The sequence below is a fragment of the Cupriavidus cauae genome, assembly GCF_026210475.1.
GTDB lineage: Bacteria > Pseudomonadota > Gammaproteobacteria > Burkholderiales > Burkholderiaceae > Cupriavidus > Cupriavidus cauae.
This window is the reverse complement of record NZ_CP080293.1, coordinates 2266131-2290477: the sequence shown is the minus strand read 5'-3', so window position 1 is coordinate 2290477 and position 24347 is coordinate 2266131. Positions and strand designations below refer to the sequence as shown.

19 protein-coding genes and 1 tRNA gene are annotated in these 24347 nt (G+C 67.4%); 12 read left to right on the top strand and 8 right to left on the bottom strand.

Annotation, left to right across the window (positions count from 1 at the left end; translation table 11 throughout):
* Window positions 1–151: 151 nt before the first annotated feature.
* Complete coding sequence (locus KZ686_RS10355) at window positions 152–2506, top strand: Tex family protein (protein WP_150083076.1); 2355 nt, start codon at window positions 152–154, stop codon at window positions 2504–2506.
* Window positions 2507–2684: 178 nt separating this feature from the next.
* Here the strand turns inward: KZ686_RS10355 and KZ686_RS10350 are convergent, their stop codons facing one another.
* The 7 genes from KZ686_RS10350 to KZ686_RS10320 form a co-directional block, all read right to left on the bottom strand.
* Window positions 2685–4583: a potassium transporter Kup gene (locus tag KZ686_RS10350; protein ID WP_150083078.1), complete on the bottom strand. Its 1899-nt coding sequence runs from the start codon at window positions 4581–4583 to the stop codon at window positions 2685–2687.
* A 397-nt stretch (window positions 4584–4980) separates the two neighbouring features.
* The gene (locus KZ686_RS10345; RefSeq protein WP_149318956.1) at window positions 4981–5682 is read right to left on the bottom strand and encodes an ABC transporter ATP-binding protein; all 702 of its coding nucleotides are present in this window, start codon (window positions 5680–5682) and stop codon (window positions 4981–4983) included.
* Between the two features lie 5 nt (window positions 5683–5687).
* Window positions 5688–6545, bottom strand: coding sequence for an ABC transporter ATP-binding protein (locus KZ686_RS10340; RefSeq protein WP_150083080.1), 858 nt, complete (start codon window positions 6543–6545; stop codon window positions 5688–5690).
* Complete coding sequence (locus KZ686_RS10335; protein WP_223819571.1) at window positions 6542–7651, bottom strand: branched-chain amino acid ABC transporter permease; 1110 nt, start codon at window positions 7649–7651, stop codon at window positions 6542–6544. Before KZ686_RS10335 ends, KZ686_RS10340 begins: the two co-directional genes overlap by 4 nt.
* A gap of 4 nt (window positions 7652–7655) precedes the next feature.
* Window positions 7656–8522: a branched-chain amino acid ABC transporter permease gene (locus tag KZ686_RS10330; RefSeq protein WP_149318893.1), complete on the bottom strand. Its 867-nt coding sequence runs from the start codon at window positions 8520–8522 to the stop codon at window positions 7656–7658.
* Window positions 8523–8636: 114 nt separating this feature from the next.
* Window positions 8637–9830 carry an ABC transporter substrate-binding protein gene (locus tag KZ686_RS10325; RefSeq protein ID WP_149318894.1) on the bottom strand — a complete coding sequence of 398 codons (1194 nt, stop codon included), beginning with the start codon at window positions 9828–9830 and terminating at the stop codon, window positions 8637–8639.
* Window positions 9831–10175: 345 nt separating this feature from the next.
* A complete protein-coding gene (locus tag KZ686_RS10320) occupies window positions 10176–11852 on the bottom strand; it encodes a benzoate-CoA ligase family protein (protein WP_265632326.1) in 1677 nt (558 codons plus the stop codon).
* Between the two features lie 249 nt (window positions 11853–12101).
* Between KZ686_RS10320 and KZ686_RS10315 the strand changes: the two genes are divergently transcribed.
* From KZ686_RS10315 to KZ686_RS10270, 10 genes are all read left to right on the top strand, one after another.
* Window positions 12102–13031, top strand: coding sequence for a helix-turn-helix transcriptional regulator (locus tag KZ686_RS10315; RefSeq protein ID WP_226106532.1), 930 nt, complete (start codon window positions 12102–12104; stop codon window positions 13029–13031).
* Between the two features lie 284 nt (window positions 13032–13315).
* Window positions 13316–13711 (top strand): antitoxin Xre/MbcA/ParS toxin-binding domain-containing protein, encoded by a 396-nt coding sequence (locus KZ686_RS10310; RefSeq protein ID WP_370639503.1) that lies wholly within the window; start codon window positions 13316–13318, stop codon window positions 13709–13711.
* Entirely contained in the window at window positions 13671–14429 is a 759-nt protein-coding gene (locus KZ686_RS10305) for an RES family NAD+ phosphorylase (RefSeq protein WP_150083088.1), read from the top strand. Before KZ686_RS10310 ends, KZ686_RS10305 begins: the two co-directional genes overlap by 41 nt.
* Window positions 14430–14508: 79 nt before the next feature.
* Window positions 14509–14585 (top strand) — tRNA-Met (locus tag KZ686_RS10300).
* A 243-nt stretch (window positions 14586–14828) separates the two neighbouring features.
* On the top strand, window positions 14829–16028 hold the full coding sequence (locus tag KZ686_RS10295) for a tyrosine-type recombinase/integrase (RefSeq protein ID WP_011516010.1): 1200 nt from the start codon (window positions 14829–14831) through the stop codon (window positions 16026–16028).
* Window positions 16025–17101: a PDDEXK nuclease domain-containing protein gene (locus KZ686_RS10290; protein ID WP_011516011.1), complete on the top strand. Its 1077-nt coding sequence runs from the start codon at window positions 16025–16027 to the stop codon at window positions 17099–17101. The genes KZ686_RS10295 and KZ686_RS10290 overlap by 4 nt, the downstream gene beginning before the upstream one ends.
* A gap of 351 nt (window positions 17102–17452) precedes the next feature.
* Window positions 17453–17959 (top strand): RadC family protein, encoded by a 507-nt coding sequence (gene radC / locus KZ686_RS10285; RefSeq protein ID WP_021161703.1) that lies wholly within the window; start codon window positions 17453–17455, stop codon window positions 17957–17959.
* 278 nt (window positions 17960–18237) lie between these two features.
* Entirely contained in the window at window positions 18238–18630 is a 393-nt protein-coding gene (locus tag KZ686_RS10280) for a hypothetical protein (protein ID WP_011516015.1), read from the top strand.
* 708 nt (window positions 18631–19338) lie between these two features.
* Window positions 19339–20163, top strand: a complete 825-nt coding sequence (locus KZ686_RS10275; protein WP_041240053.1) for a DUF932 domain-containing protein — start codon at window positions 19339–19341, stop codon at window positions 20161–20163.
* A 78-nt stretch (window positions 20164–20241) separates the two neighbouring features.
* Window positions 20242–22293 (top strand): ParB/RepB/Spo0J family partition protein, encoded by a 2052-nt coding sequence (locus tag KZ686_RS10270; protein ID WP_021161701.1) that lies wholly within the window; start codon window positions 20242–20244, stop codon window positions 22291–22293.
* Between the two features lie 207 nt (window positions 22294–22500).
* On the opposite strand, the gene KZ686_RS10265 is transcribed toward KZ686_RS10270, so the two are convergent.
* Window positions 22501–23019, bottom strand: a complete 519-nt coding sequence (locus KZ686_RS10265) for a GNAT family N-acetyltransferase (protein ID WP_011516018.1) — start codon at window positions 23017–23019, stop codon at window positions 22501–22503.
* 329 nt (window positions 23020–23348) lie between these two features.
* Between KZ686_RS10265 and KZ686_RS10260 the strand changes: the two genes are divergently transcribed.
* The gene (locus tag KZ686_RS10260; RefSeq protein WP_027457584.1) at window positions 23349–24305 is read left to right on the top strand and encodes an IS110 family transposase; all 957 of its coding nucleotides are present in this window, start codon (window positions 23349–23351) and stop codon (window positions 24303–24305) included.
* The last annotated feature ends 42 nt before the right edge of the window (window positions 24306–24347 follow it).

Below are 24347 nucleotides of genomic sequence, written 5' to 3'. Positions count from 1 at the left end.
GGGCGGATTCTACCATCGGGGCATGCCGCCGCGCCCGCGCGCGGCCTGCCCGGCAGGGCGATTCAGAATCGATCCCCGTGCGTACCGCATGCCGGATGACGCGCCGTTCGCTTGTGGCAAAATGCCCCGCTTTCGACTGAGTGTTTTTCCGATGTCCAACCTGCCAGCTTCCGTCACGCAAAAGATCGTGTCGCTCATCGCGGCCGAGCTGTCCGTCCAACCCCGCCAGGTGGCGGCGGCCGTCGAACTGCTCGACGAAGGCGCCACCGTGCCGTTCATCGCGCGCTACCGCAAGGAGGTCACCGGCAACCTCGACGACACGCAGCTGCGCGCGCTCGAGGAACGGCTGCTGTACCTGCGCGACATGGAGGAACGCCGTGCCGCGATCCTGGCCTCGATCGAGGAACAGGGCAAGCTGACCCCCGAGCTGCGCACCGCGGTCGAAGCCGCGGTCACCAAGCAGGCGCTGGAAGACCTGTACCTGCCCTACAAGCCCAAGCGCCGCACCCGCGCCCAGATCGCGCGCGAATGCGGCCTGGAGCCGCTGGCGCAGGCGCTGCTGGCCGACCCGACGCTGGACCCGCAGGCCGAGGCGGCCAAATACGTCAACGGCAAGCCCACCGCCGACGGCGGCGTGCCCGACGTCAAGGCCGCGCTGGACGGCGCGCGCGACATCCTGTCGGAGCAGTTCGGCGAGACCGCCGAGCTGCTGGGCAAGCTGCGCGAGCATCTGTGGTCCAACGGCGTGGTGACCTCGTCGGTGGTCGAAGGCAAGGAAACCGCCGAGGAAGAGAAGTTCCGCGACTACTACAACTACAGCGAGACCATCCGCACGATCCCGTCGCACCGCGCGCTGGCGCTGTTCCGCGGCCGCAATGCCGGCGTGCTGATGATCAAGCTGGGCCTGGGCGAGGAACAGGACGCGCTGGTGCCCCACCCGTGCGAGGCGATGATCGCGCGCCATGTCGGCATCCAGAACCTGAACCGGCCCGCCGACAAATGGCTGGGCGATGTCTGCCGCTGGTGCTGGCGCGTCAAGGTGCAGCCGCACCTCGAAACCGAGCTGCTGACGCAGCTGCGCGAGAGCGCGGAGAGCGAGGCGATCAAGATCTTCGGCCGCAATCTGCATGAGCTGCTGCTGGCCGCGCCGGCCGGCCCGAAGGCGGTGATGGGCATCGACCCGGGCATCCGGACGGGCTGCAAGATCGCGGTGGTCGATGCGACCGGCAAGCTGCTGGAAACCGCGACGATCTATCCGCACGAGCCGCGCCGCGACTGGAACGGTTCGCTGGCCACGCTGGCGCGCCTGGCCAAGCAGCACGGCGTCTCGCTGGTGTCGATCGGCAACGGCACGGCCAGCCGCGAGACCGACAAGCTGGTGCAGGACCTGATGCGCCAGGCGCCCGAACTGAAGCTGACCAAGATCGTCGTCAGCGAGGCCGGCGCCTCGGTCTATTCCGCCTCGGAGCTGGCGGCCAAGGAATTCCCCGATCTCGACGTGTCGCTGCGCGGCGCGGTGTCGATCGCGCGCCGGCTGCAGGACCCGCTGGCCGAACTGGTCAAGATCGATCCGAAGTCGATCGGCGTCGGCCAGTACCAGCACGACGTCAACCAGCGCGAACTGGCGCGCACGCTCGACGCGGTGGTCGAGGACTGCGTGAACGCGGTCGGCGTCGACGTCAATACCGCCTCGGTGCCGCTGCTGGCGCGCGTATCGGGCCTGAACAGCGTGCTGGCGCGCAATATCGTCGAGTTCCGCGATGCCAATGGCGCCTTCCCCAACCGCGACGCGTTGAAGAAGGTGCCGCGGCTGGGCGACAAGACCTTCGAGCAGGCGGCCGGCTTCCTGCGCATCAACGACGGCGACAATCCGCTGGACCGCTCGTCGGTCCACCCGGAGGCCTACCCGGTGGTCAAGCGCATCCTCGACCATATCAAGAAGGACCTGCGCGACGTGATGGGCAACCGCGACGCGCTGCGCGGGCTGTCGCCGACGCAGTTCACCGACGACACCTTCGGCCTGCCGACCGTGCGCGACATCCTCAGCGAGCTGGAAAAGCCGGGCCGCGACCCGCGCCCGGAGTTCAAGACCGCCACCTTCCAGGACGGCGTCGAGGACATCAAGGACCTGCAGCCCGGCATGGTGCTCGAGGGCGTGGTGACCAACGTCGCCGCCTTCGGCGCCTTCGTCGATATCGGCGTGCACCAGGACGGGCTGGTCCATATCTCGGCGCTGTCGAACAAGTTCGTCAAGGACGCGCACGAGGTCGTCAAGGCCGGCCAGATCGTCAAGGTCAAGGTGATGGAGGTCGACGTCAAGCGCAACCGCATCGGCCTGTCGATGCGCCTCGACGACGAGCCGGGCCAAGGCGGCAATCGCGCCGCCGGCGGCGAGCGCCCGGAGCGCGGCGGCAACCGCCCGAGCCGCGGCTTCCAGGGCGGCGGCCGGCGCGAAGCCGAACCCGCCGGCGCGATGGCGGCGGCATTTGCCAAGCTGAAGCGTTAAGCAGATACGGGCGGCCCTGGTGCCGCCCGAGGGCCCGCGCGCCTGCGCGGCCCACGCCTGCGCCCGCGCGGCGGCCCCGCTGCGACCACGGACCAAACAAAAGAGCCTGCAAGCGGCAGCGCCGCATGCAGGCTTTTTGCTGATCCGATCGGCGGCCTCCGTGGGCGCGCCGCCGCGGTCAGATCTCGACCTTGGTACCCAGCTCCACCACCCGGTTGGCCGGAATGCGGAAGAAGTCCGAAGGCTTGGCGCCGTTCTGATGCATCCACGCGAACAGCGTCTCGCGCCACATCGGCATGCCGGGCAGGCGCGACGGGATCACCGACTCGCGCGCGATGAAGAACGAGGTCTCCATCAGCTCGAACTCCATGTCGAGCTTGCGCTTGGACAGGTCGAGCACCTTGTGCACGTCGGGGGTTTCCTTGAAGCCGTACTCGGACTTCAGGATGAAGACGCCGCCGCCGAGGTCCTTGCAACTGAGCCGGTGATCGTCGTCGACATAGGGAATGTCGCGTGTGACGAAGCTCAGGAACACCACGCGCTCATGCAGCACGCGGTTGTGCTTCAGGTTGTGCAGCAGCGAGACCGGCACGAATTCGGTGTTGCCGGTCAGGAAGACCGCGGTGCCCTCGACGCGGTGCGGCGGATGGGCCAGCAGGCCGGCCATGAAGGGCTCGAGCGGAATGCCCTCCTCCAGGCTGCGCGCGCGTAGCAGCTTGCGGCCGCCGTACCACGTCATCAGCAGGAAGAAGGCAGCGCTGCCCAGCAGCAGCGGGAACCAGCCGCCCTCCGCGATCTTCAGCAGATTGGCCGACAGGAACGACAGGTCGATCACCAGGAAGGCGGCGCCCGCCGCTCCCACCACCGCCGGCGGCCATTTCCACACGTGGCGCATCACGACGATCGACAGCAGCGTGGTGATCACCATCGTCGTGGTCACGGCGATGCCGTAGGCGGCGGCCAGGTTCTCCGACTTCTTGAAGGCCAGCACCACCAGCACGACGGCCACCAGCAGCACCCAGTTGATCACCGGCAGGTAGATCTGGCCGATCTCGGCTTCCGAGGTGTAGCGGATGCGCATGCGCGGAATGAAGCCGAGCTGGATCGCCTGGCTGGTCAGCGAGAACGCGCCCGAAATCACCGCCTGCGAGGCGATCACCGCGGCGCAGGTGGCCAGCAGCACCATCGGGATCAGCAGCAGGTCGGGCACCATCAGGTAGAACGGATTGCGCACCGCGCTGGGGTCGCCCAGCAGCATCGCGCCCTGGCCGAAGTAGTTCAGCATCAGGCAGGGCATCACGATGGCGAACCAGCCCCGGCGGATCGGCGCGGGACCGAAATGGCCCATGTCGATGTACAGCGCCTCGGCGCCGGTCAGCACCAGGAACACCGCGCCGAGCACGATGAATGCCTGCAGCGAATGTTCGATCAGGAAGCGCACGCCGTACAGCGGATTGATCGCGGACAGAATGGCGGGCGACTCGATCAGGTGGTAGATGCCCAGCCCGCCGAGCGACAGGAACCACACCATCATGATCGGACCGAACAGCTTGCCCACCGACGAGGTGCCGCGCCGCTGCAGCAGGAAAAGCACCAGCAGGATCGCCAGGGTGATCGGAATGACGTAGTGCGACAGCGCGGGCGTCGCGATCTCGATGCCTTCCACGGCGGAGAGCACCGAGATGGCCGGCGTGATCACCGCATCGCCGTAGAACATGCAGGCGCCGAAGATGCCCAGCATCATCAGCACCTTGGCCCGCCGCGTGCGCGGTGCGGCGCTGCGCAGCGCCAGCGCCATCAGCGCGAGCACGCCGCCCTCGCCGTCGTTGTCCGCGCGCATCACGAACACCACGTATTTGATCGACACCACCAGGATCATTGCCCAGAACAGCAGCGAGATCACGCCCATCACCGCTTCGGGACTGAACGGAATGCCATGCTCGGCGCTGAAGCACTCCTTCAATGCATAGAGGGGACTGGTGCCGATATCGCCGAAGACGACACCGATCGCCGCGAGTACCAGCATGCGCATGCTGGGCGTCTCGACGAAATAATGGCTCGTGGTGGGTTGTGTCATGGATTCGGAGCGGGAGGCCCACTATGCCGCGGCCGGCCGCATCGTTCGAGGATTTTTTTGCAATGCACAATCGGGCGCCATTCTAGTGGAAACGGGCCGGCAGCGTCATCAGGAATCTTTTTGAGACCGTGTCGGGCGCGCCGCGGGTGGCGCGTGAAGACGTTGGCTGGCCGGCGTTCGCCCTACCCAGGAACGCAAGGATGCGAGCGAAGCGGCGCTCGGTCAAGCCCGAGGTGTGGCGTGCCCGCCATAGAAAAACGGCGCGACCCGCGGTATTCGCGCCGTTCGGTTTCCGCCATGCCTGACTGTCCGCCTTGTCGGCCCTGCCCATGTCTGCCATGTATTCCTTCTTCGCCGCGCCAGATACCGCCGCGGGTGCAGACGACCATCGCGGTGGTCAGACGCCGAGATACCGTTCGAGCAGGCCGGGCGTGGCCGCCAGCTCGGCCGCGGGGCCGCTGGCCGCGACCAGGCCCTTCTCCAGCACCACCACGCGGTCGGCCTGTGCCAGCACGGCGCGATAGTTGCGGTCGACCACCACGGTGGAGATGCCGGTGCCGCGCACGGCGGCGATCACGTCCCATATCTCGCGCACGATCTTCGGGGCCAGCCCTTCGGTCGCCTCGTCCAGGATCAGGCAGTCGGGGTTGGTCATCAGCGCGCGGCCGATCGACAGCATCTGCTGCTCGCCCCCGGACAGCTGCTGGCCGCCGTGGTCCAGCCGCTCCCTGAGCCGCGGGAACAGGTCGAGCACCCTCGTCTCGTCCCAGTCATTGCGGCCGTTGCAGCCCTTGCGCGCCGCCATCAGCAGGTTTTCGCGCACCGACAGGTTGGGGAAGATGCCGCGGCCTTCGGGCACGTAGGCCACGCCCAGGCGCGCGACATCGTATGGCCGCGCGCGCGACACGTCGCGGCCAGCGACCACGATGGTGCCGGCGCGCTGCGTCACGTGGCCGAGCAGCGTCCGCAGCAGCGTGCTCTTGCCCATGCCGTTGCGCCCCAGCAGGCCGACTGTCTCCCCCGCGTCGACGCGAAAGTCGACACCGCGCAGCACATGGCTGGTGCCATACCAGGCCTGCACGCCGGTGGCTTCGATCATCGGCTTCACGCTGCGCACTCCTTGCGCGTGCCGGCGGCCGCGCCGGCGCCTGCGCCATGGGGATTGGCGTCGTCCGCGACATCGGCAAGCTCGCCGGCGCCCTCGTCGTCGCCCAGGTAGGCCTGCTGGACCTCGCGATTGGCCCGGATCGCGGCCGGTTCGCCCGAGGCGATCACCACGCCGTTGACCATCACGGTGATGCGGTCGGCGACCGCGAACACCGCGTCCATATCGTGCTCGACCAGCAGGATCGCGTGACCCTCGCGCAGGTCGCGCAGCAGCGCCAGCATGCGCGCCGATTCCTCGGCGCCCATGCCGGCCAGCGGCTCGTCGAGCAGCAGCGCCACCGGCTGCGTAGCGAGGCACATCGCGACCTCGAGCTGGCGCTTCTGGCCGTGCGACAGGGCCATGGCTGGCAGCGCCGCGCAATCCGCGAGACCGGCTCGTTCCATCGCCTCGTCGCCGAGCGCGCGCGCGGTGCGGCAGGACTGCGCGCTTTCCCACAGCCGCCAGGCACGCTGCGCGCGCGACTGCGCCGCGAGGCGGCAGTTCTCGCGCACGCTCAGTGGTGCGAACACGTTGTTGCGCTGATAGCTGCGTCCCACGCCGGCGCAGGCGAGCCGCGGCTGCGGCCAGCCGGTGACGTCGTTGCCGTGCAGGAACAGCTGGCCCGCGCTGGGCGCGAGCTCGCCCGACAGCAGATTGATCAGCGTCGACTTGCCGGCGCCGTTGGTGCCGATCACGGCGTGGATCTGATGCAGGTCCAACGCCAGATCGACGCCGGACACCGCGGTCAGGCCGCCGAAGCGGCGCGTCAGTCCGGCCGCGCGCAGCACCGGTTCGTTGCCATGGCGCGCGTTCATCGCCGCTCTCCCCGCATGTCGCTCACTTTGCCGCCCGCCTTGCCTTCGGCCCTGCCTCCGGCTCCGCGGCCCACGCCGCCACCCAGCCGGCGCCGCAACAGCGCGGCCAATCCGACCAGTCCGCCCGGCAGCAGCGCCACCGCGGCGATGATGAAGCCGCCCATCAGCAGCTGCCAGTGCTTGGTCAGCGTGCTGAACCATTCGGCCAGCAGCACGAAGGAAAACGCGCCGATCACCGCGCCCGCCAGGCTGCCGACGCCGCCCAGGATCACCATCAGCATCGCGTTGCCCGACTGGTGCCACGACGCGATCTCCGGATTGACGAAGCCGAACTGGATCGCATACAGATAGCCCGCCAGCCCGGCGAACGCGCCGCCGGCGACGAAGGCGCCAAGCTGGTAGCGGTAGGTGGCGAAGCCGGCCGCGCGCATGCGCTGCTCGTTGTGGCGGATGCCGATCAGCGCGTGGCCGAAGCGCGAGCGCAGCACCATCGCCAGCGCCGCCACGGTGAAGATCAGCGCGCCCAGCACCAGCCAGTAGAAATGCACGGGATCGTCGATGCCGAGCGGACGCGCGCCGAACACGCCGAACTCGGGCCGGAAATAGATATAGGTGCCATCGCTGCCGCCCGCGATCTTGGTGTCGTGGAAGATGAAGTACACCATCTGCGCGAACGCCAGCGTGACCATGATGAAGTAGATGCCGCGCGTGCGCAGCACCAGCATGCCGACCAGCAGCGCCAGTACCGACGCCGCCGCGACCGCCGCCACCAGCAGCCACCAGCCATTGCCCGGCTCGGACTGCGGCGCCAGCATCGCGGTCGCATAGGCCGCGGTGGCGAAGTACGCCGCGTGGCCCAGGCTGACCAGCCCCGTATAGCCGATCAGCAGCTGCAGCGACAGCGCGAAGATCGCCATGATCATGACCTTGCTGAGCAGGTCGATGTAGAACTTGTTGCCCTCGCCGCCCAGCGCGAGCGGCAGCGCCGCCAGCACCGCGAAGGCGATCGCCCACGCCAGCGTGGTCCAGCGCAGGTTGGCGCGCCGCTGCAGGTCGAAGGCCGCGCCGATGTCGGCGCCGAGATCGGTCGGAGGTGTCGATGCCATCGCGCTAGCCCGCCTTGAACAGGCCCTGGGGTTTCCAGAGCAGAATGATCGCCATCAGCAGATAGACCAGCACGCCCGCCGCCTCCTGCCAGAAGACCTTGCCGAAGGTATCGACGAAGCCGAGCAGCAGCGCGGCGACCATCGCGCCCTTGACCGAGCCGATGCCGCCGATCACCACCACCACGAAACAGACGATCAGCACCTGGCTGCCCATGCCGGGATAGACCGACGACACCGGCGCGGCGATCATGCCGGCCAGCACCGCCAGCGCGACGCCGAGCGCGAACACCAGCCGGTACAGCCGGCCGATGTTGACGCCCAGCGACTGCACCATCTCGCGATTGCTGGCGCCCGCGCGGATCGTCATGCCCAGCCGCGTGCGGCGGATCACGTAGTACATCGCCGCGGCCACCAGCAGGCACACCGCCGAGATGAACAGCCGGTAGACCGGATAGGTCATCTCGTTGCCGATCGGCAGCGCGCCGTCGAGCAGCGGAGGCACCGGCACGCCATGCACGTCGTCGCCGACCAGGATGCTGCGCATCTCCTCGAACACCAGGATCAGTCCATAGGTCATCAGCACCTGCTGCAGGTGGTCGCGTTCGTACAGATAGCTGAAGAACACCCACTCGAGCAGATAGCCGAACGCGACCGCCAGCACGATGCCAAGCGGCAGCGCGATGAACAGGCTGCCGGTCATGCTCGCCAGCGTGAAGGCCAGATAGGCGCCCAGCATGTAGAAGCTGCCGTGGGCGAGATTGATCACGCCCATGATGCCGAAGATCAGCGTCAGGCCGCTGGCGACCAGGAACAGCAGCAGGCCGTACTGCACGCTGTTCAGGCACTGGATCAGGAAGGAGACGAGGTCCATGCGAGGCGATCGGTCGTTGACGGGGCCGCGGCCGGCGCGAGCCGGTATGCCGCGGCCGTTAAGGCATGCAGGAGGCAGGCGATCGAGTGGCCGACTGGCGCGGTCAGCCCCACATTACAGGCGGCAGCCGCGCGCCGGATCGGCCAGCGCCTTCACCGCGATGCCGCTGACCTTGTTCTCGCGCCCCTCGACCTTGCGCAGATAGAAGTCCTGCACCGGGTTGTGGGCGCGCGACAGCGTGAAGGTGCCGCGCGGGCTGTCGATGCGCGCCGCGGCGATCGCCTTGTAGACGTCCGCCTTGCGGCTCATGTCGCCCTTGACCGCGCTGGCGCCGGCGGCCAGCATCTGCGCGGCGTCGTAGCCCTGTACCGCATAGACATCGGGCTGCAGCTTGTAAGCCTTCGCATAATTGAGCCGGAACTGCTTGTCGCGCGGATTCTGCAGGCCGTCGGCGTAGTGCAGCGTGGTCTCCAGGCCTTGCGCGGCGGCGCCCTGCGCCTCGAGCGTGCCGTCGGTCAGGAAGCCCGATGCATACAGCGGAATCTTGTCCTTCAGGCCCGCCGCGGCCCAGTCCTTGACGAACTTGACCGCGCCGCCGCCGGCGAAGAAGACGAACACGGCATCGGGCTTGAGCGAGGCGATCTCGGTGATCTGCGCCTGGAATTCGACGTTGGGGAACGGCAGGCTCAGTTCCTTGACGATCTTGCCGCCCTTGGCCTCGAACGCCTCCTTGAAGCCGCGCACCGACTGCTCGCCGGCCGCGTACTTCCACGTCAGCGTGACGACCCGCTTCATGCCGCGTTCGGCCACCACCTGGCCCATCGCATAGCCGGGCTGCCAGTTCGAGAACGAGGAGCGGAAGATGTTGGGCCCGCACAGGGGACCGGTGGCCTCGTCGGCCCCGGCGTTCGGGATGATCAGCAGCGTGTTGCTTTCCTTGGCGACCTTGACGATGCCCATCTGCACGCCCGAGTGCACGGTGCCGACCACCACGTCGACCTGGTCGCGCTTGACCAGCTTGTTGGCGTTCTCGGGCGCCTTGGCCGGATCCGATTCATCGTCGACCTTGAAGTACTCGACCTCGCGCCCGCCCAGCCGGCCGCCCTGCTCCTGCACGTACATGCGGAAGCCGTTCTCGATCGCCGTGCCGAGCGCCGCGTAGGTGCCGGTGTAGGGCAGCATGAAGCCGACCTTGATCTTGCCGGCCGCCGCGGATGGCGCGGGCTGCCCCGTGGCGGCGCCCGCCAGCGTCAGCGCGGCGACGGCAACACAGGCCGGCGCCAGGCGGCGCGAGATGAAGCGATGCATGGATGTCTCCTCCTGGTGGTTCAGCGGGTCGCTCGCGCGACGGTGCGACGGCGTCCGTTCCATTGCGCCATGCCTGCCCGCCGAGACCGCGTGGTTGCTTGCGAAGTTGCATGCGGCGCGGCCTGCGGTCGGGCGTGGCATCGCGGCGGTGCGGCGCCAATTATTTTAGGTTTGAAGTTTTCGCCGTTATAAACCCCGCCATGGATGGCGTCAATGCAGTGGAACCCGGCGCCGCGGCCACCGAGGCTGGCGGTGCCTCCGGGGCTATCGAAGCGACCGGGCCGACCGGCTCGCGCCCGAGTGTAATGACGCGCGGGCCGCGGGGATATCGCGGCTTACCCTGTCTCATGGCGCGGATGGCGACGGAACGGCGCCCGCCGCGTCGGTCGCGGACGTGCGCGCCTGCTCCGCGTCGGTCGCGCCCTCGCGTGCCTGCCGCTCGCGCTGCCGCAGGCGGAAGCGCTGGATCTTGCCGGTCGCGGTCTTGGGCAGCTCGGCCACGCATTCGATCCGGCGCGGATACTTGTACGGCGCCAGGCTGCTCTTGACGAAGGCCTGCAGCTCGGCCTCCATGCCGTCGTGCCATTCGTGGCCGGGACGCAGCACCACGTAGGCCTTGGGCTTGACCAGACGGTCGGCGTCCTCGACGCCGATCACCGCCGCCTCCAGCACCGCGGGATGGCGCGCCAGCGCCGCCTCGACCTCGAATGGCGAGACATAGATGCCGCCGACCTTCAGCATGTCGTCGCTGCGCCCGGCATAGACATAGTAACCGTCCGCATCGCACAGATACTTGTCGCCGCTGCGGGTCCATTCGCCGACGAAGGTATCGCGGGTCTTGTCGCGATTGCCCCAGTACATCAGCGCGGCCGACGGCCCCTTGATGTACAGGTCGCCGATCTCGCCGGGCGCGCAGGGCTGGCCGGCGTCGTCCAGCAGTTTCAGCTCGTAGCCGGGCACCGCCTTGCCGGTAGTGCCGTAGCGGACGTCGCCGGGACGATTCGACAGGAAGATGTGCAGCATCTCGGTCGAGCCGATGCCGTCGAGGATGTCGCAGCCGAAATGGGCGCGGAACCGCTCGCCGATATCGCGCGGCAGCGCCTCGCCGGCGGAGGTACAGACGCGCAGCGCGACCGCTTCGCGCGCCGGCAGGTCGGGGGCGGCCAGCATGCCGGCAAACAGCGTCGGCACGCCACAGAACACCGTCGGCCGCTGCCCGGTCAGGCGGCGGAACACCGCCTGCGGCGTCGGCCGCTCGGCCATCAGCAGCGTGGTGGCGCCGACCGACAGCGGAAAGGTCAAGGCGTTGCCGAGCCCGTAGGCGAAGAACAGCTTGGCTGCGGAGAACACCACGTCGTCCTCGCGCAGGCCCAGCACCTGGCGGGCATAGAGGTCGGCGGTATGGAACAGGTTGCCGTGGGTATGGACGGTGCCCTTGGGCCGGCCGGTCGAGCCCGACGAATAGAGCCAGAACGCCATGTGGTCCGGTCCGGTGGCCGCAAGGCGAGGCGCCAGCGGCGTACCGCTGCCGGCCAGCCCCGCCACGGTCGCCGCCGCGGGCGCCTCGCCTTGCGGCAGGTGTCCATCGTCGGGCAGCGGCGCCGCGACGATCCACAGCGGCTCGACCCCGGCGCGTTGCGCCGCTTCGCGCAGGGCCGGCAGCAGCGGCGCGGACACCACGGCGGCACGCGCGCCGCTGTGTTCGAGCATGTAGGCGTAATCGTCCACCGTCAGCAGCGTATTGACGGCAACCGGCACCACGCCGGCCAGCAGGCAGCCGAGAAACGCCACGGGGAAATCGATGGTGTCGAGCGCGCACAGCAGCAGCCGCTCCTCGGGCCGCAGCCCGGCCGCCAGCAGCGCGCCGGCGAAGCCTCGGCTGCGCGCATCGAGCTCGGCGTAGGTCAGCGTCGCGGTGTCGTCGCGATAGGCCAGCTTGTCGCCCCGGCCGGCATCCAGATTGCGCGACAGCAGATCGGCGGCGGCGTTGTAGCGCGCCGGCAAAGCGGTCGGGGACGTCATGTCTCACTCCTTGGGCGGCCCGAAGGCGGCCTCTTGTCGGCCGTTGGTGCACGCCCCGGCGGCAATTTGCGGCGGCACCTTATCGTTGTTGATGCATTTTATTGCACATCGACTAAGATGCAAGCTCAGGAATGCACTATATGGCAGCGAAAAAGGCTTGGGGTGAACCCGGGGTATGCCGTCCATGTGCCCTATAATGCCGCACCCAACGCCTGTCGCTGCTTCCCTCCTTCCCAACCCTTGCCCGCCATGCGCCGCGCCACCGAAGCCACTGCGCCTTTGTCCGACGCCGAGCCCCGCCAGCCCGGCGAGCGCGATCCGTACCTGACCCAGCTGGGCGAGCGCATCCGCTCGCTGCGCGCGGCCCGCGGCATGTCGCGCAAGGATCTGGCGCGCGGGGCCGGGGTCTCGGAGCGCTATCTGGCCAATCTCGAAACCGGTACCGGCAACGCCTCCGTGCTGCTGTTGCGGCAGGTTGCGGCCGCGCTGAACGTGCCGCTGCCGGTGGTGCTGGCCGAGGCCGACGGCGGCAACGGCGCGCGCGCCGCCGAATTCGGCCAGCTTCTGCAATGGCTCGCGCAACTGCCGCCCGCCGATCTGGCCCGCGTGCGCGAGGCCTGCCGCAATGCCCTCGCACCGTCCGCCCCCTTCGACGCGCGCCATCAGCGAATCGCGCTGATCGGCCTGCGCGGCGCCGGCAAATCGACGCTGGGCCGGGCGCTGGCCGAGGCGCGCGAGTTGCCCTTCGTCGAGCTGAACGGCGCGATCGAACAGGAGGCCGGCGCCACGCTGTCGGAAATCCATTCGCTGTACGGCCAGGCCGCCTACCGCCGCTACGAACTGCGCGCGCTGGAACGCGTGCTGCGCGAGCACGAGCGGCTGGTGCTGGCGACGCCGGGCAGCCTGGTGTCCGAGCCGGCCACCTTCAATCTGCTGCTCGCCAACTGCTACACGGTCTGGGTCAAGACCTCGCCCGAGGAACACATGGCGCGCGTGGTCGCCCAGGGCGACATGCGGCCGATGCAGGGCAACAGCGAGGCGATGGCCGACCTGCGCCGCATCCTGCAGGCCCGCACGCCGCTCTACGCGCGCGCCGACGCGGTGATCGACACCAGCGGGCAGAGTCTCGACGCGTCGCTGCAGGCGCTGCAGACGGTGCTGCAGGACGCCGGCGCCTGAGCCACGGCTCGATGGCGGCTGGCGCCGGCGCCGAGCTACCGGCCTCGGCGGCCGTTGCGCCCGGCACCTGAGCGACGGCCTGGGCGGCCGGCTCGCACTATATTTCATCGCCCTGCTGCCCGTCCGGCTGCGTGTCCGCCGGATTGCTCCGCCGCGGCGCGGCCCGGGAATGGCGCCGGAAAGACGGCGGTCGAACGGGCGTACGCAAGGAATCCCCGCAAAAGTGGTTTTCCTGCTTCCCTTGCGAAACAAGTGGCCTATAATGTTTCCAAGGAAACAGGAGCATGGCGATGCAGACCAAGCAACTTCGGCAGCAGCTTCCCGCCGGGGCCCCGGATGCCGGGGCAACCCTGACCAAGGCCGTGATGCGCGCGGCCGGCTTCCTCGGTATCAGCCAGGCCGTGGTCGCCAGCGTGCTGGGCATCAGCACGGCCTCCGTCTCGCGCATGGCCTCGGGCCACTACGTGCTGGACAACCACCGCAAGGAATGGGAGTTCGGCGTGCTGTTCGTGCGCCTGTTCCGCTCCCTCGATGCCATCCTCGGGCATGGCGACCAGGCCCGGCTATGGCTGGCCAATGACAATCTCGCGCTGGGCGGCAAGCCGCTCGAACTGATCCGTACTACCGAAGGCCTGGTTCGTGTCGTTCACTACCTGGACGCCACCCGCGGTCGCATCTGAGCGCAAGCCGTTTGCGCTCACGTTGTGGCGGGCGGTGGAAGCCCAGCATGTGGTTTCCACGATGCCGCTGGTCGACAGCCTCGAAGAACAGGCTGTGCTGGAGGCCGTGCTCGACGCCGGCAAACCGGCGGTTCCCTCCTACGCCCGCCATCTGCACTACCTGCTGTTCACGCCGTTCCGCTATCCGCCGTCGCCGTGGGGCTCGCGCTTTCGCGCGGCGCACGATCCGGGCGTGTTCTACGGCGCGGACGAGATCCGCACCGCCTGCGCGGAGCTGGGCTACTGGCGCTGGCGCTTCCTGCGCGACAGTCCCGCCCTGCCGCGCATCGATGCGCGCGCGCAGACGCTGTTCCAGGTCGGCGTGCGCACCGACGGCGTCGCGCTGGACGAGGCGCCGTTCGCGCGCGATGCCGCGCAATGGCAGGACCCGGTCCACTACGAGGGCTGCCAGGCCTTCGCCCGCGTCGCCCGCGAGGCCGGGCTCGGGCTGATCCGCTACCGCTCGGTGCGCGATCCCGGCCAGGGCCATTGCGCCGCCGTGCTGACGCCGCTGGCCTTCTCCTCGCCCGCGCCGCTGGTCACCACCACGTGGATGCTGACGGTGCGGCCCGACCGCGTGATCTGGCAACGCGACGATCTGCTGCAACGCGAGAATTTCGAGTTCGAGGCGGTGCTGTGGGAACGCCCGAACGGCAATGCGGCCCCTGCAAGCGCTTGAAATGCGGCCCACGATACTTTCGCTCATATCTCCTGTTGCATTGCGAAAGCGCTTGCCCTATAATCACTTCTTCGACGGACGCGGGGTGGAGCAGTCTGGCAGCTCGTCGGGCTCATAACCCGAAGGTCGCAGGTTCAAATCCTGCCCCCGCAACCAACCGATCGAAACAGCAAAAAGAACTCAGCAAAAAGCAGCCGCCCCGATTCACCGGGCGGCTTTTTTGTTTCACGATGACTCCAGCCCGGTAGTTCGCTGGACTGCGCCGTAGCTCGATACAGCAGGTTTATCAATAGCTTACGCGCGTCCATCATATGCCGGTGCTTTCTGAAACTTGACCCGGTTTTCCCTCGTGCCGCTCCTATCTGGCTCTTGGAATCCGGGTCGTTCCAAGGAGTCATCATGGCAAAGATCAAGCTCACCAAGACCGCCGTGGAGGCGGCCCAGCCCCAGGCCAAGGATGTTGAACTGCGGGATACCGTGGTGCCCGGCTTCCTGTGCAAGATTACCCCGACGGGCCGCCGGGTGTTCATGCTCCAGTACCGCACGAACTCCGGCCAGCCCCGCAAGCCCTCGCTGGGGCTATACGGGGAGCTGACCGTCGAACAGGCACGAGTCAAGGCACAGGACTGGCTGGCCGAGGTTCGCCGGGGCGGCGACCCCGGCGGCGCCAAGGCCGAGGCGCGCAAGGCGCCCACGATGGCCGAGTTGTGCAAGAAGTTCATGGAGGACTACTCCAAGAAGCGCAACAAGCCCAGCACGCAGGACGGCTATCAGGGCGTCATCGACCGCAACATCATCCCGCTGCTGGGCCGCAAGAAGGTGCATGACGTGAAGCGGCCCGACATTGCCGGGCTGATGGAGAAGCTGGCCTACAAGCCGACCGAGGCGAACAAGACCTTCGGCGTGCTGCGCAAGATGTTCAACCTGGCCGAAGTGTGGGGCTACCGCCCGGACGGCACGAATCCGTGCCGCCACGTCCCGATGTACCCGCCGGGCAAGGAAACCCGGCTCATCGTGGACGAGGAAATGGTGCGGATCTTCCGTCATCTGGAGAAGCTGGAGGCGGAAGGGCTGGAGAACTACGTCATCCCGCTGGCGATCCGGCTGCAATTCGAGTTTGCCGCCCGGCGCTCCGAAATCTGCCCGCTCGAATGGAGCTGGCTGGACTTCGAGAACCGGCGCGTGGTGTGGCCCGACAGCAAGGTCGGCGGCATTTCCAAGCCCATGAGCGAGGAAGCCTATCGGCTGCTTTCGACGGCGCCGCGCCGGGAGGGCTGCCCCTATGTCCTGCCATCGCCCAACGACTCGACCAAGCACCTGACCTTTGGCGAGCACTATGGCGGCTGGTGCCGGGTGCTCAAGGCCGCCGGCGTCCCGCACGTCGGCACGCACGGCATCCGCCATCGCTCGACCACCGACATAGCCAATTCCGGCGTGCCGACCAAAGTGGGCATGAAGTTAACGGGCCACAAGACTGTGGCGATGTTCATGCACTACGTCCACACCGAGGACAAGCCGGTGCGCGATGCGGCCGAGCTGGTGGCCAGCCGGCGCCAGGCCATCACGGGCGCGCGCCAGCTTGCGGAGGCGGCAGCATGAACACGCGCCGGTCATCCGCAGCGTCGTCCGCAGCGTCGTCCGCAGCGCCTTCGGCGCTGCTGGGCGACATTCGGGCACTGATCGAGGCGGCGCGCAAGCGCGCCGCCTCGACGGTGAATAGCGAGCTGACGATGCTCTACTGGCGCATCGGCCAGCGCATCCGCACGCAGGTCTTGGACGGGCGCCGGGGCGCTTATGGCAAGGAAGTCCTGCCTACCCTGGCGGCGCAGTTGGTGAAGGAGTACGGCAACAGCTTTGCCGAGCAGAACCTGCGCCGCATGGTGCAGTTCGCAGCCACCTTTCCCGACGAGCAGATTCTCGTATCACTGATACGAGAATTGAGCTGGACGCACTTCATCGCCCTGATCCCGCTGAAAGACCCGCTCCAGCGGGACTATTACGCGCAGATGGCGAGCGCCGAACGCTGGAGCGTGCGGACGCTGCGTGAGCGCATCGACTCGATGCTGTACGAACGCACGGCGCTGTCCCAAAAGCCGGGCGAGACGATCGCACAGGAGTTGGCGAAGATGCGCGATGCGCAGCGCATGTCGCCCGCCCTAGTCATGCGCGACCCGTACATCCTCGACTTCCTGGGGCTGCGGGACACTTGGCAGGAAGGCGACTTGGAGGCGGCGATCATCCGCGAAATGGAGTCGTTCTTGTTGGAGCTGGGCGCGGGTTTCAGCTTCGTGGCCCGGCAGAAGCGCATCCAAATTGACGGCGAGGATTTTCACCTCGACCTGCTGTTTTACAACCGCAAGCTGCGGCGGCTGGTGGCAGTGGAGTTGAAGGTCGACGAGTTCAAGGCGGCTTTCAAGGGACAGATGGAGCTTTACCTTCGCTGGCTGGACAAGCACGAACGGGAGCCGGAGGAGGCCTCGCCGCTGGGGATCATCCTTTGCACCGGCAAAAAGCGCGAGCAGATCGAATTGCTGGAGCTGGACAAGTCGGGCATCCACGTCGCCGAGTATCTGACTGCCTTGCCGCCGAGGGGTGTGCTGGTGGAGCGGCTGCAACAGGCAACGCAACGGGCGCAGTTGCAGATCGAGCAGCGCAAGACCGACAACCAGTAGTCCTGTCCGAAGAAGTCGGGCGTCCCGGCGTGCCGCCGTCGCGCTGTCGTGCTGCGCATCGAGCCTCGCTGCGCGAGTCTCTCCCCATGCGGGCTTCCATCACTGACGCCTCCGGCCCGGCTCGCTGATCCGGGCCTGCGCGCTCCGCTTGCCAAAAGCCGACTGTGTGCAGTGGGCGGGTGTGGGCGGTCTTGCTGTTCCCTTCACCGTATCACGGCGTTCTCGCCGTCAAGGGCGGCGCGCGCCATGCGCGCTTGCGACCTGGCGGCCGTCTGCGACCCCTGACTGCTTGCGCTGCGCCGTGCTGGCGCCGGTTCCGGGCAATTCCGCCCGAGCAACCGGAGCACGATCATGTCGCAACTTTCCCTCTCTCTCGATACTCCGCTGATGGTGCGCGATGGCCGTGGGCGCTATCGGCCGGCGGACGCCGACCAGATTCTGGAGGCCGCGCGCCAGGTCATCGAACAGAAGATGCAGCGCGGCGAGGCGTTCACTTCGCCGGAGGCGGTGAAGGACTACCTGCGCGCCAAGCTGGCCGGCTTCGAGCACGAAGTCTTCGCGGTGTTGTTCCTCGACACGCGCCATCGGTTGATCGACTACGTGGAGATGTTCCACGGCACGATCGACGCCGCCGAGGTGCATCCGCGCGAGGTGGTGAAGCAGGCGCTGCGGCTCAATGCAGCGGCGGTCATCGTTTCGCACAACCATCCGAGCGGAAGCCCCGAGCCGAGCGCGGCCGACAAGGCGATGACCTCGCAGCTTCGGCAGGCGCTGGCGCTGGTGGACGTTCGCACGCTGGATCACATCATTATCGCTGGAAGCCGTACCACGTCATTCGCCGAACGCGGCCTGCTTTGACCTTTGGGGGCTTCGGCCCCCTTTTTGCTGCGCCCGGCGGCGCAACTCCGGCCCTCGCGGGCCTGCGCGTGCTACGCACTTGCCAAAAACAGGTGTGGTGGTGTCGGGTTGGGGGCGGTCTTGCTGTGTCCCTTCACCGTATCACGGCGTGCTCGCCGTCAAGGGCGGCGCGTGCCAGCACGCTTGCGGCCCGTGGCCGTCTTCGACCCCTGACTGCTGCGCTGCGCCGTGCTGGCGACGGTTCCGGGCAATTCCGCCCGTGCAACCGGAGAACAGTCATGCACGACAAATCACACGTTTCCCTCGAACAGCACGTTTGCTTGGTCTGCGGCACAGCGTTCGATACCGGCGCCATCCTGTTGGACAAGCGCCTGCGCGCGAGCATGGAGCGCCATACGGCAACCGGCTGGGGCCTGTGCCCCGAGCATCAGAAGCTGTCCGACGATGGCTTTGTCGCACTGGTCGAATGCGATCCGCAGCGCAGCGGCTCGCAGGCCGGCGGGCGCATGAAGCCCGAGCAGGCGTACCGGACGGGCCGGCTGGCTCATCTGCGGCGCACGTTGTTCGCTCAGGTGTTCAACGTGCCGATCGCGGCCGAGCAGGCTTGCGTGTTCGTTGAGCCCGGCGTGATCGACCAGTTGCAGTCGATGACGGCGCCGGCGGCGAACTGATCGCGCCGTACAGCCTTCGGTGCGTCGTCCCTGCGGGGGCGGCGCACCTTTTTTTCTGCTGCGCCCGTTGCCGATACCTTCGCGCCTGGTGCGCTGCGCGCTTCGCTTGCCTCCAGGGGAAAGCCCTGCGGGCTATCCCCGCCGCGCGATGCTTGGCGCCCCTCAAAGACCGCCGAACCGGCTGCGCCGGATCGGCCAGACCACGGCAATCGCTGTCGAACCTGTTTCCCAATGACTGGCGCATGAGCTTGTGCATCGAGCCGCCTGCGGCGTCTCGCCCCTGCGGGCTTCCATCGTTCCCTCGCTCCGCTCGGCTGACGCCTCCGGCCCGGATTCCTAGATCCGGGCCTGCGCGCTTCGCTTGCCGTGCGGTCGGCGTGTTGAGGGGCCGTTGCCATGTCCAGCCGTCTCCCCTGACTTCATCACCTTCACCGCGACTGTAGCCCGCGGCCGGGGGCCGTCAAGGCGCGCAGGGCCGTGTCCTCGGCTGCGCCTGCGGGCCGCACCAACCCTGCGCTTGACTCCTTGACGGCCCCCGTCCGCGCGCTCCTGACCGTCGCGGGCGATGAACTCAGGAAAGACGGTGGCAACAGGGCCAACCGGGTTCCTCGTGCCGACCGCACCGAACAGCCAAAAGGCTGGGCTTCCGAATCTAGGAATCCGGTGTGCGGTGTGAACAGCAAACCTCTTTTTGTCAGGAGAAAGACCATGCAACTCGCATCCCGTTTCGCTTCCCGCTCCCCGGCACTGCGCAGCGATTACCCACTGTCCGATGACCAAATCCGCAGGGTGGCCCCGTCCATCTTCGCCGACGCCCCGCACGAAAGCCGTTCCGAGCGATACAGCTACATCCCCACCGCGACCGTCCTGCAAGAACTGCGCGGAGAAGGTTTCGAGCCTTTCATGGTGACGCAAACCCGCGTGCGCCACGACGACCGCCGCGACTACACCAAGCACATGATCCGGCTGCGCCACGCCAGCCAGATCAACGGCCGCGAGGCCAACGAAATCATCCTGCTGAACTCCCATGACGGCACCAGCAGCTATCAGATGCTGGCCGGGATGTTCCGCTTCGTTTGCAGCAATGGCCTTGTCTGCGGCGACACCGTGGCCGACGTGCGCGTGCCGCACAAGGGCGACGTAGCCGGGCACGTCATCGAAGGCGCTTACGAAGTCCTGCACGGCTTCGACCGGGTGCAGGAATCGCGCGATGCCATGCGCGCCATCACGCTCGACGCCGGGGAATCGGAAGTGTTCGCCCGCGCTGCGCTGGCGTTGAAGTACGACGAGGACAAGCCAGCGCCCATCACGGAATCGCAAATCCTGATGCCGCGCCGCCATGACGACGACCGCCGCGACCTGTGGAGCGTGTTCAACCGCACGCAGGAGAACTTGACCAAAGGCGGCCTGTCCGCCCGCGCCGCGAATGGCCGCCGCCAGACCACCCGGCCCGTGCAGGGCATCGACCAAAGCGTGCGCCTGAATCGCGCCCTGTGGCTGCTGGCCGATGGCCTGCGCCAGTTGAAAGCCTGAATCCCCACGCGGCAGGGGCAGGCAGCAGCCCTTGCCGCTTATCTCGCTGCTGCATCCCAACCGCTAGGAGAAATCACCATGAACGCCGTACTCAAAACCGAAGCCGTCGCCATCGAAGCCGCCGCACCGCTGGAAGTGGCCGACCCGACCAAGAACCTGATCTTGGTTCCCCTCTCGCAGTTGCTGCCGCGCCGCTCCAAGCGCAACGTCCGCACGACCCCGCGCCAGTCCATCCCCGAACTGGCCGCGAGCATTGCCCGCATCGGCCTGCTGCAAAACCTGATCGTCATCCTGTCCGCCGATGGGGAGCAATACGAAGTCGTCGCAGGCGACCGCCGCCTGACCGCCTTGAAGCTGCTGGCGAAGAAGAAGCGCATCCCCGCCGACTACGAAGTGCCGTGCCTGCTGGTGGCCGATGCTTCGGCCCGCACCGTCAGCCTCGCGGAGAACGTGCAGCGCGAGAACATGCACCCCGCCGACCAGTTCGCGGCCTTCGCCGCGCTGGTCAAGGAAGGACGCCCCATCGAGGACATTGCCGCCGACTTCGGCGTGTCCCCGCTGGTGGTGCAGCGCCGCTTGAAGCTGGCGAACGTCTCGCCGCGCCTCATGGCCGACTATCGCGCCGGTGGCGTGACGCTGGAACAGTTGATGGCCTTGACCATCACCGACGACCATGCCGCGCAGGAGGCCGCGTTCTACGGTGCGCCGGAATGGCAGCGCAGCCCGTCCGCGCTGCGCGAGCGCCTGACCGAGCGTGAAATCGACGCCACGCACGCGCTGGTGCGCTTCGTCGGGCTGGACACCTATCGGCAGGCAGGCGGCGGCATCCGCCGCGACCTGTTCGCAGAAGGCGATGCCGGAACCTACCTCACCGATACCGCAGTGCTGGAAACGCTGGTGCGCGACAAGCTGGAAACGCTGGCCGAGGACGTGCGCGCCGAGGGCTGGGCATGGGTGGAGGCCGTGCCGCATCTGGCCTACGAGGAACGGCAGGCTTTCCAGAACGCCCCGCGCCATCGCCGCGAGCCGACCACCCGCGAGGCCCGCCGCATGGCCTCGCTGGAAACCCGCCTCGAAAAGATCGACGCCGAACTGGAGGACGCTTGCGACGCCGAGGACGAGGCCAAGGCCGAGAAACTGGAACAGCGGCGCGATCAGGTGATCGGGGAACTGCAAGACGCGGAGGACGCCTTACAAGGCTATGCCCCCGAGGTGCGCGAGGTGGCCGGTGCCATCGTCACCATCGACCGCAACGGCGAGCCCGTCATTCATCGCGGCCTGCTGCGCGAAGCCGAGGCGAAGGCGCTGCGCACGCTGGAAAAGCTGCGGCGCGGTTTCGGCAGTACCGAAGGCGAAGCCGCTAACGACGAGCACGAGGACGCCGACGACGCGCCCAAGGCCGCGAGCCTGTCCGACCGGCTGGCGCAGCGGTTGAGCGCCCACCGCACGGCGGCGCTGCAAATCGAAGTCGCCCGGCATCCGCACGTCGCGCTGGCCGCGCTGGTGCATGGCATGGTGCAGACCGTCTTGCAGGAAAACCACTACGGGCACGATTTGCCGCTGGGCGTGAGCCTGAAACTGCAAGACCGGCTGGAAGGCATGGCCCCGGACTGGCCAGAATCGCCCGCCGCCGTGGCGCTGCGCGAACTGCAACAGGTAGCCGGGGAAGCCTTGCCGGAGGACAGCGCCGAACTGTTTGCCGCGCTGCTGGCGAAGTCGCAAGACGAACTGGTGCGGCTGCTGGCCGTGTGCGTGGCTTCCACGGTGGACGTGGTGACGCCCCGTGCCACGCCGCACCAGCCCGGCAAGGAACTGGCGCAGGCCGTGGGCCTCGACATGGCCGCATGGTGGAAGCCGACCGCAGAAGGCTACTTCAAGCACGTTTCCAAGGCTGTGCTTCTGGATGCCGTGAGCGCGTTTGCACCGGAATCCATCACCCGGCTGGCGAAGCTCAAGAAGGCCGACATTGCCAGCGAGGCCGAGCGGCTGGCCGATGGCACCGGCTGGATGCCCGCCATCTTCAAGGCCGAAGGCCCGCAGGAGACCGCGCAGGAAGAAGGCCCGGAGCAGGACGCCTCGGAGGATACCGAGGCAATGGCGGATGAACCCACCGAGGCACTGGCCGCTTGACCCGCGCCGAAGGCAAGCGCCCCGGCCTCGACCGGGGCGCTTCGCTTTGTGTGGTGGCGCATCGAGACGAAGGAATAACCGCGATCAGCACCGCGCCCAGGCCGTTCCGCCCTGGGCGCGGTGGACGCGAAATCCGGGTGCGACAGTGGCCGCGCCCGGTGTTCAAGGCCAATAGCCGAATCAGAACGCCGCCGCCTTCGCGCTGGCTCAGGCGGCGGCGTTGAAGGCATCGCTGTAGTGCGCGATGCCTTCCGGCACTGTCCCATGCAGGGCCAGCGCCATGAAATAGCCGGGCGGCACGCCCGGCAGTTGCAAGCCCGCATGGGCCTGGAAGCCAAAGCGCGTGTAGTACGTTGGATCGCCCAGCAGCACGCAGCCTGCGGCCTGCATAGCCCGCAGTTCAGACAGCGCCTGTTCCATCAGGCGCGAACCGATGCCTTGCCCCTGCCTTGGCGGCAGGACGGAGATCGGCCCCAACCTATACCAGCCCTCGGTCTTTCGCCCGTGCTCATGGGTGATTGTTACTGGCGACAGCGCGACGTGACCGACGACGCGCCCATGTTCTTCGGCCACGATGGAAAGCGTCAGTTCGTTGGCGGCACGCAAGGCGCGCACGATGAATTGCTCGGTGTGGCTGGTGTGTGGTGCATCAGCGAACGCGGCGATGGTCACGGCCTCGATGGCGGCAATGTCGTCCGGGGTTTCGTGTCGGAGCTGGAGGGTCATGGGCTTGTCTTCGATTGCTTCCTGAAAATATAGAACGGCCTGGGCGTGTCGGCGCACTGCGCCGCCGGGCTTTCGGGCTGCGCCCCGTGCCGCCTTTGCCGTCACGGCCATTCGGCTTCAATCCCTTGTATCTTTGAAGTGCGTGTCCGGCAGTGCCGTCACGCCCGGACCTGTCAGGGTTCGGGGTTGGCCGCAGCATGTAGCCCGTCATCCCTCGGTGCCCATGGAGCCCGTGCGTGAGTCTTGGGCGCATGCATGCGCCCGATCTCTGAAAGCCCGAACAGTTGCGTGAACGCCGTTCGCATTTGCAAGGAAGGGACGCAGGGATCATGGCCAATCAAATTGCAGTCGGTATCGACATCTCCAAGAAGACCATGGATGTAGCCATGGGGCACGAGCAGCCTACGGCCATATTCAGCAACGATGGTGCCGGGCATCAAGCGTTGATCGAAGAGCTGAAAAACCATCAGGTCTCGCTGATCGTGATGGAGGCGACCGGACAGTACCAACTGGCCTGCGCCTGCGCACTTCAAGCTGCGGGATTCGCTGTCGTCGTCATCAACCCTCGGCAGGCACGGGACTTCGCCAAGGCCATGGGGCGCCTAGTCAAGACCGACAGCGTGGATGCCCGCATGCTGGCTGAGCTGGCCCAGGTGCTGAATCTGCGGCCGGATCGAGACCGCTTCATCAAGCCGATGCCAGACCAGGCGCAGCAATACCTTCATGCACTGGTGCTTCGACGCCGGCAACTGGTGCGCCTTCTGGTCAGTGAGCGCCAGCGCAAGCACATGGCGCATGCCGAGGTGGTGCAGGACATTGTGGAACTGATGGATGTGCTGTCGAGACAGCTTGAAGCGCTGGATCGGAGGATTGCGGAACACTTGGCGTACCATCAGCCCGATCTGGCCGCCTTGCTCAAGAGCGTCAAAGGGGTTGGTCCGGCAACGGCTGCGACGCTGATGTCCGAGCTGCCAGAGCTTGGCCGGCTCAAGGCCAGGCAGATCTCTGCGCTGGTAGGCGTCGCTCCGATGAACCGGGACTCGGGCCAGGCCCGCGGCAAACGCTTCATCTGCGGCGGACGTGCCGCGGTCAGGAGCGCTTTGTACATGGCCGCCATCGTCGCCATGCGTCACAACGCCGTGATACGGCGTTGCTATGAGCGTCTGCTGGCGGCAGGCAAGCCGAAGAAGGTGGCCATCGTGGCCTGCATGCGCAAGCTGCTGATTATCCTGAATGCCATGGTCAAAAGCGGGCGGCCATGGAATGACCAGCTTGCACAGGCCTGAAATTGCTGGAGAGTGTCCCCATGTCCGGCCGGCCGCTGCGCC

Excerpts from the sequence above, each read along its gene's own strand:
- KZ686_RS10350 (WP_150083078.1), bottom strand. The coding sequence starts at position 4,583 with ATGACACAACCCACCACGAGCCATTATTTCGTCGAGACGCCCAGCATG.
- KZ686_RS10335 (WP_223819571.1), bottom strand. The coding sequence starts at position 7,651 with ATGGCATCGACACCTCCGACCGATCTCGGCGCCGACATCGGCGCGGCC.
- KZ686_RS10260 (WP_027457584.1), top strand. The coding sequence starts at position 23,349 with ATGGCCAATCAAATTGCAGTCGGTATCGACATCTCCAAGAAGACCATG.
- KZ686_RS10330 (WP_149318893.1), bottom strand. The coding sequence starts at position 8,522 with ATGGACCTCGTCTCCTTCCTGATCCAGTGCCTGAACAGCGTGCAGTAC.
- KZ686_RS10340 (WP_150083080.1), bottom strand. The coding sequence starts at position 6,545 with ATGAACGCGCGCCATGGCAACGAACCGGTGCTGCGCGCGGCCGGACTG.
- KZ686_RS10320 (WP_265632326.1), bottom strand. The coding sequence starts at position 11,852 with ATGACGTCCCCGACCGCTTTGCCGGCGCGCTACAACGCCGCCGCCGAT.
- KZ686_RS10280 (WP_011516015.1), top strand. The coding sequence starts at position 18,238 with ATGCACGACAAATCACACGTTTCCCTCGAACAGCACGTTTGCTTGGTC.
- KZ686_RS10345 (WP_149318956.1), bottom strand. The coding sequence starts at position 5,682 with ATGATCGAAGCCACCGGCGTGCAGGCCTGGTATGGCACCAGCCATGTG.
- KZ686_RS10265 (WP_011516018.1), bottom strand. The coding sequence starts at position 23,019 with ATGACCCTCCAGCTCCGACACGAAACCCCGGACGACATTGCCGCCATC.
- KZ686_RS10275 (WP_041240053.1), top strand. The coding sequence starts at position 19,339 with ATGCAACTCGCATCCCGTTTCGCTTCCCGCTCCCCGGCACTGCGCAGC.
- radC (WP_021161703.1), top strand. The coding sequence starts at position 17,453 with ATGTCGCAACTTTCCCTCTCTCTCGATACTCCGCTGATGGTGCGCGAT.
- KZ686_RS10290 (WP_011516011.1), top strand. The coding sequence starts at position 16,025 with ATGAACACGCGCCGGTCATCCGCAGCGTCGTCCGCAGCGTCGTCCGCA.
- KZ686_RS10315 (WP_226106532.1), top strand. The coding sequence starts at position 12,102 with ATGCGCCGCGCCACCGAAGCCACTGCGCCTTTGTCCGACGCCGAGCCC.
- KZ686_RS10270 (WP_021161701.1), top strand. The coding sequence starts at position 20,242 with ATGAACGCCGTACTCAAAACCGAAGCCGTCGCCATCGAAGCCGCCGCA.
- KZ686_RS10295 (WP_011516010.1), top strand. The coding sequence starts at position 14,829 with ATGGCAAAGATCAAGCTCACCAAGACCGCCGTGGAGGCGGCCCAGCCC.
- KZ686_RS10325 (WP_149318894.1), bottom strand. The coding sequence starts at position 9,830 with ATGCATCGCTTCATCTCGCGCCGCCTGGCGCCGGCCTGTGTTGCCGTC.
- KZ686_RS10355 (WP_150083076.1), top strand. The coding sequence starts at position 152 with ATGTCCAACCTGCCAGCTTCCGTCACGCAAAAGATCGTGTCGCTCATC.
- KZ686_RS10310 (WP_370639503.1), top strand. The coding sequence starts at position 13,316 with ATGGCGATGCAGACCAAGCAACTTCGGCAGCAGCTTCCCGCCGGGGCC.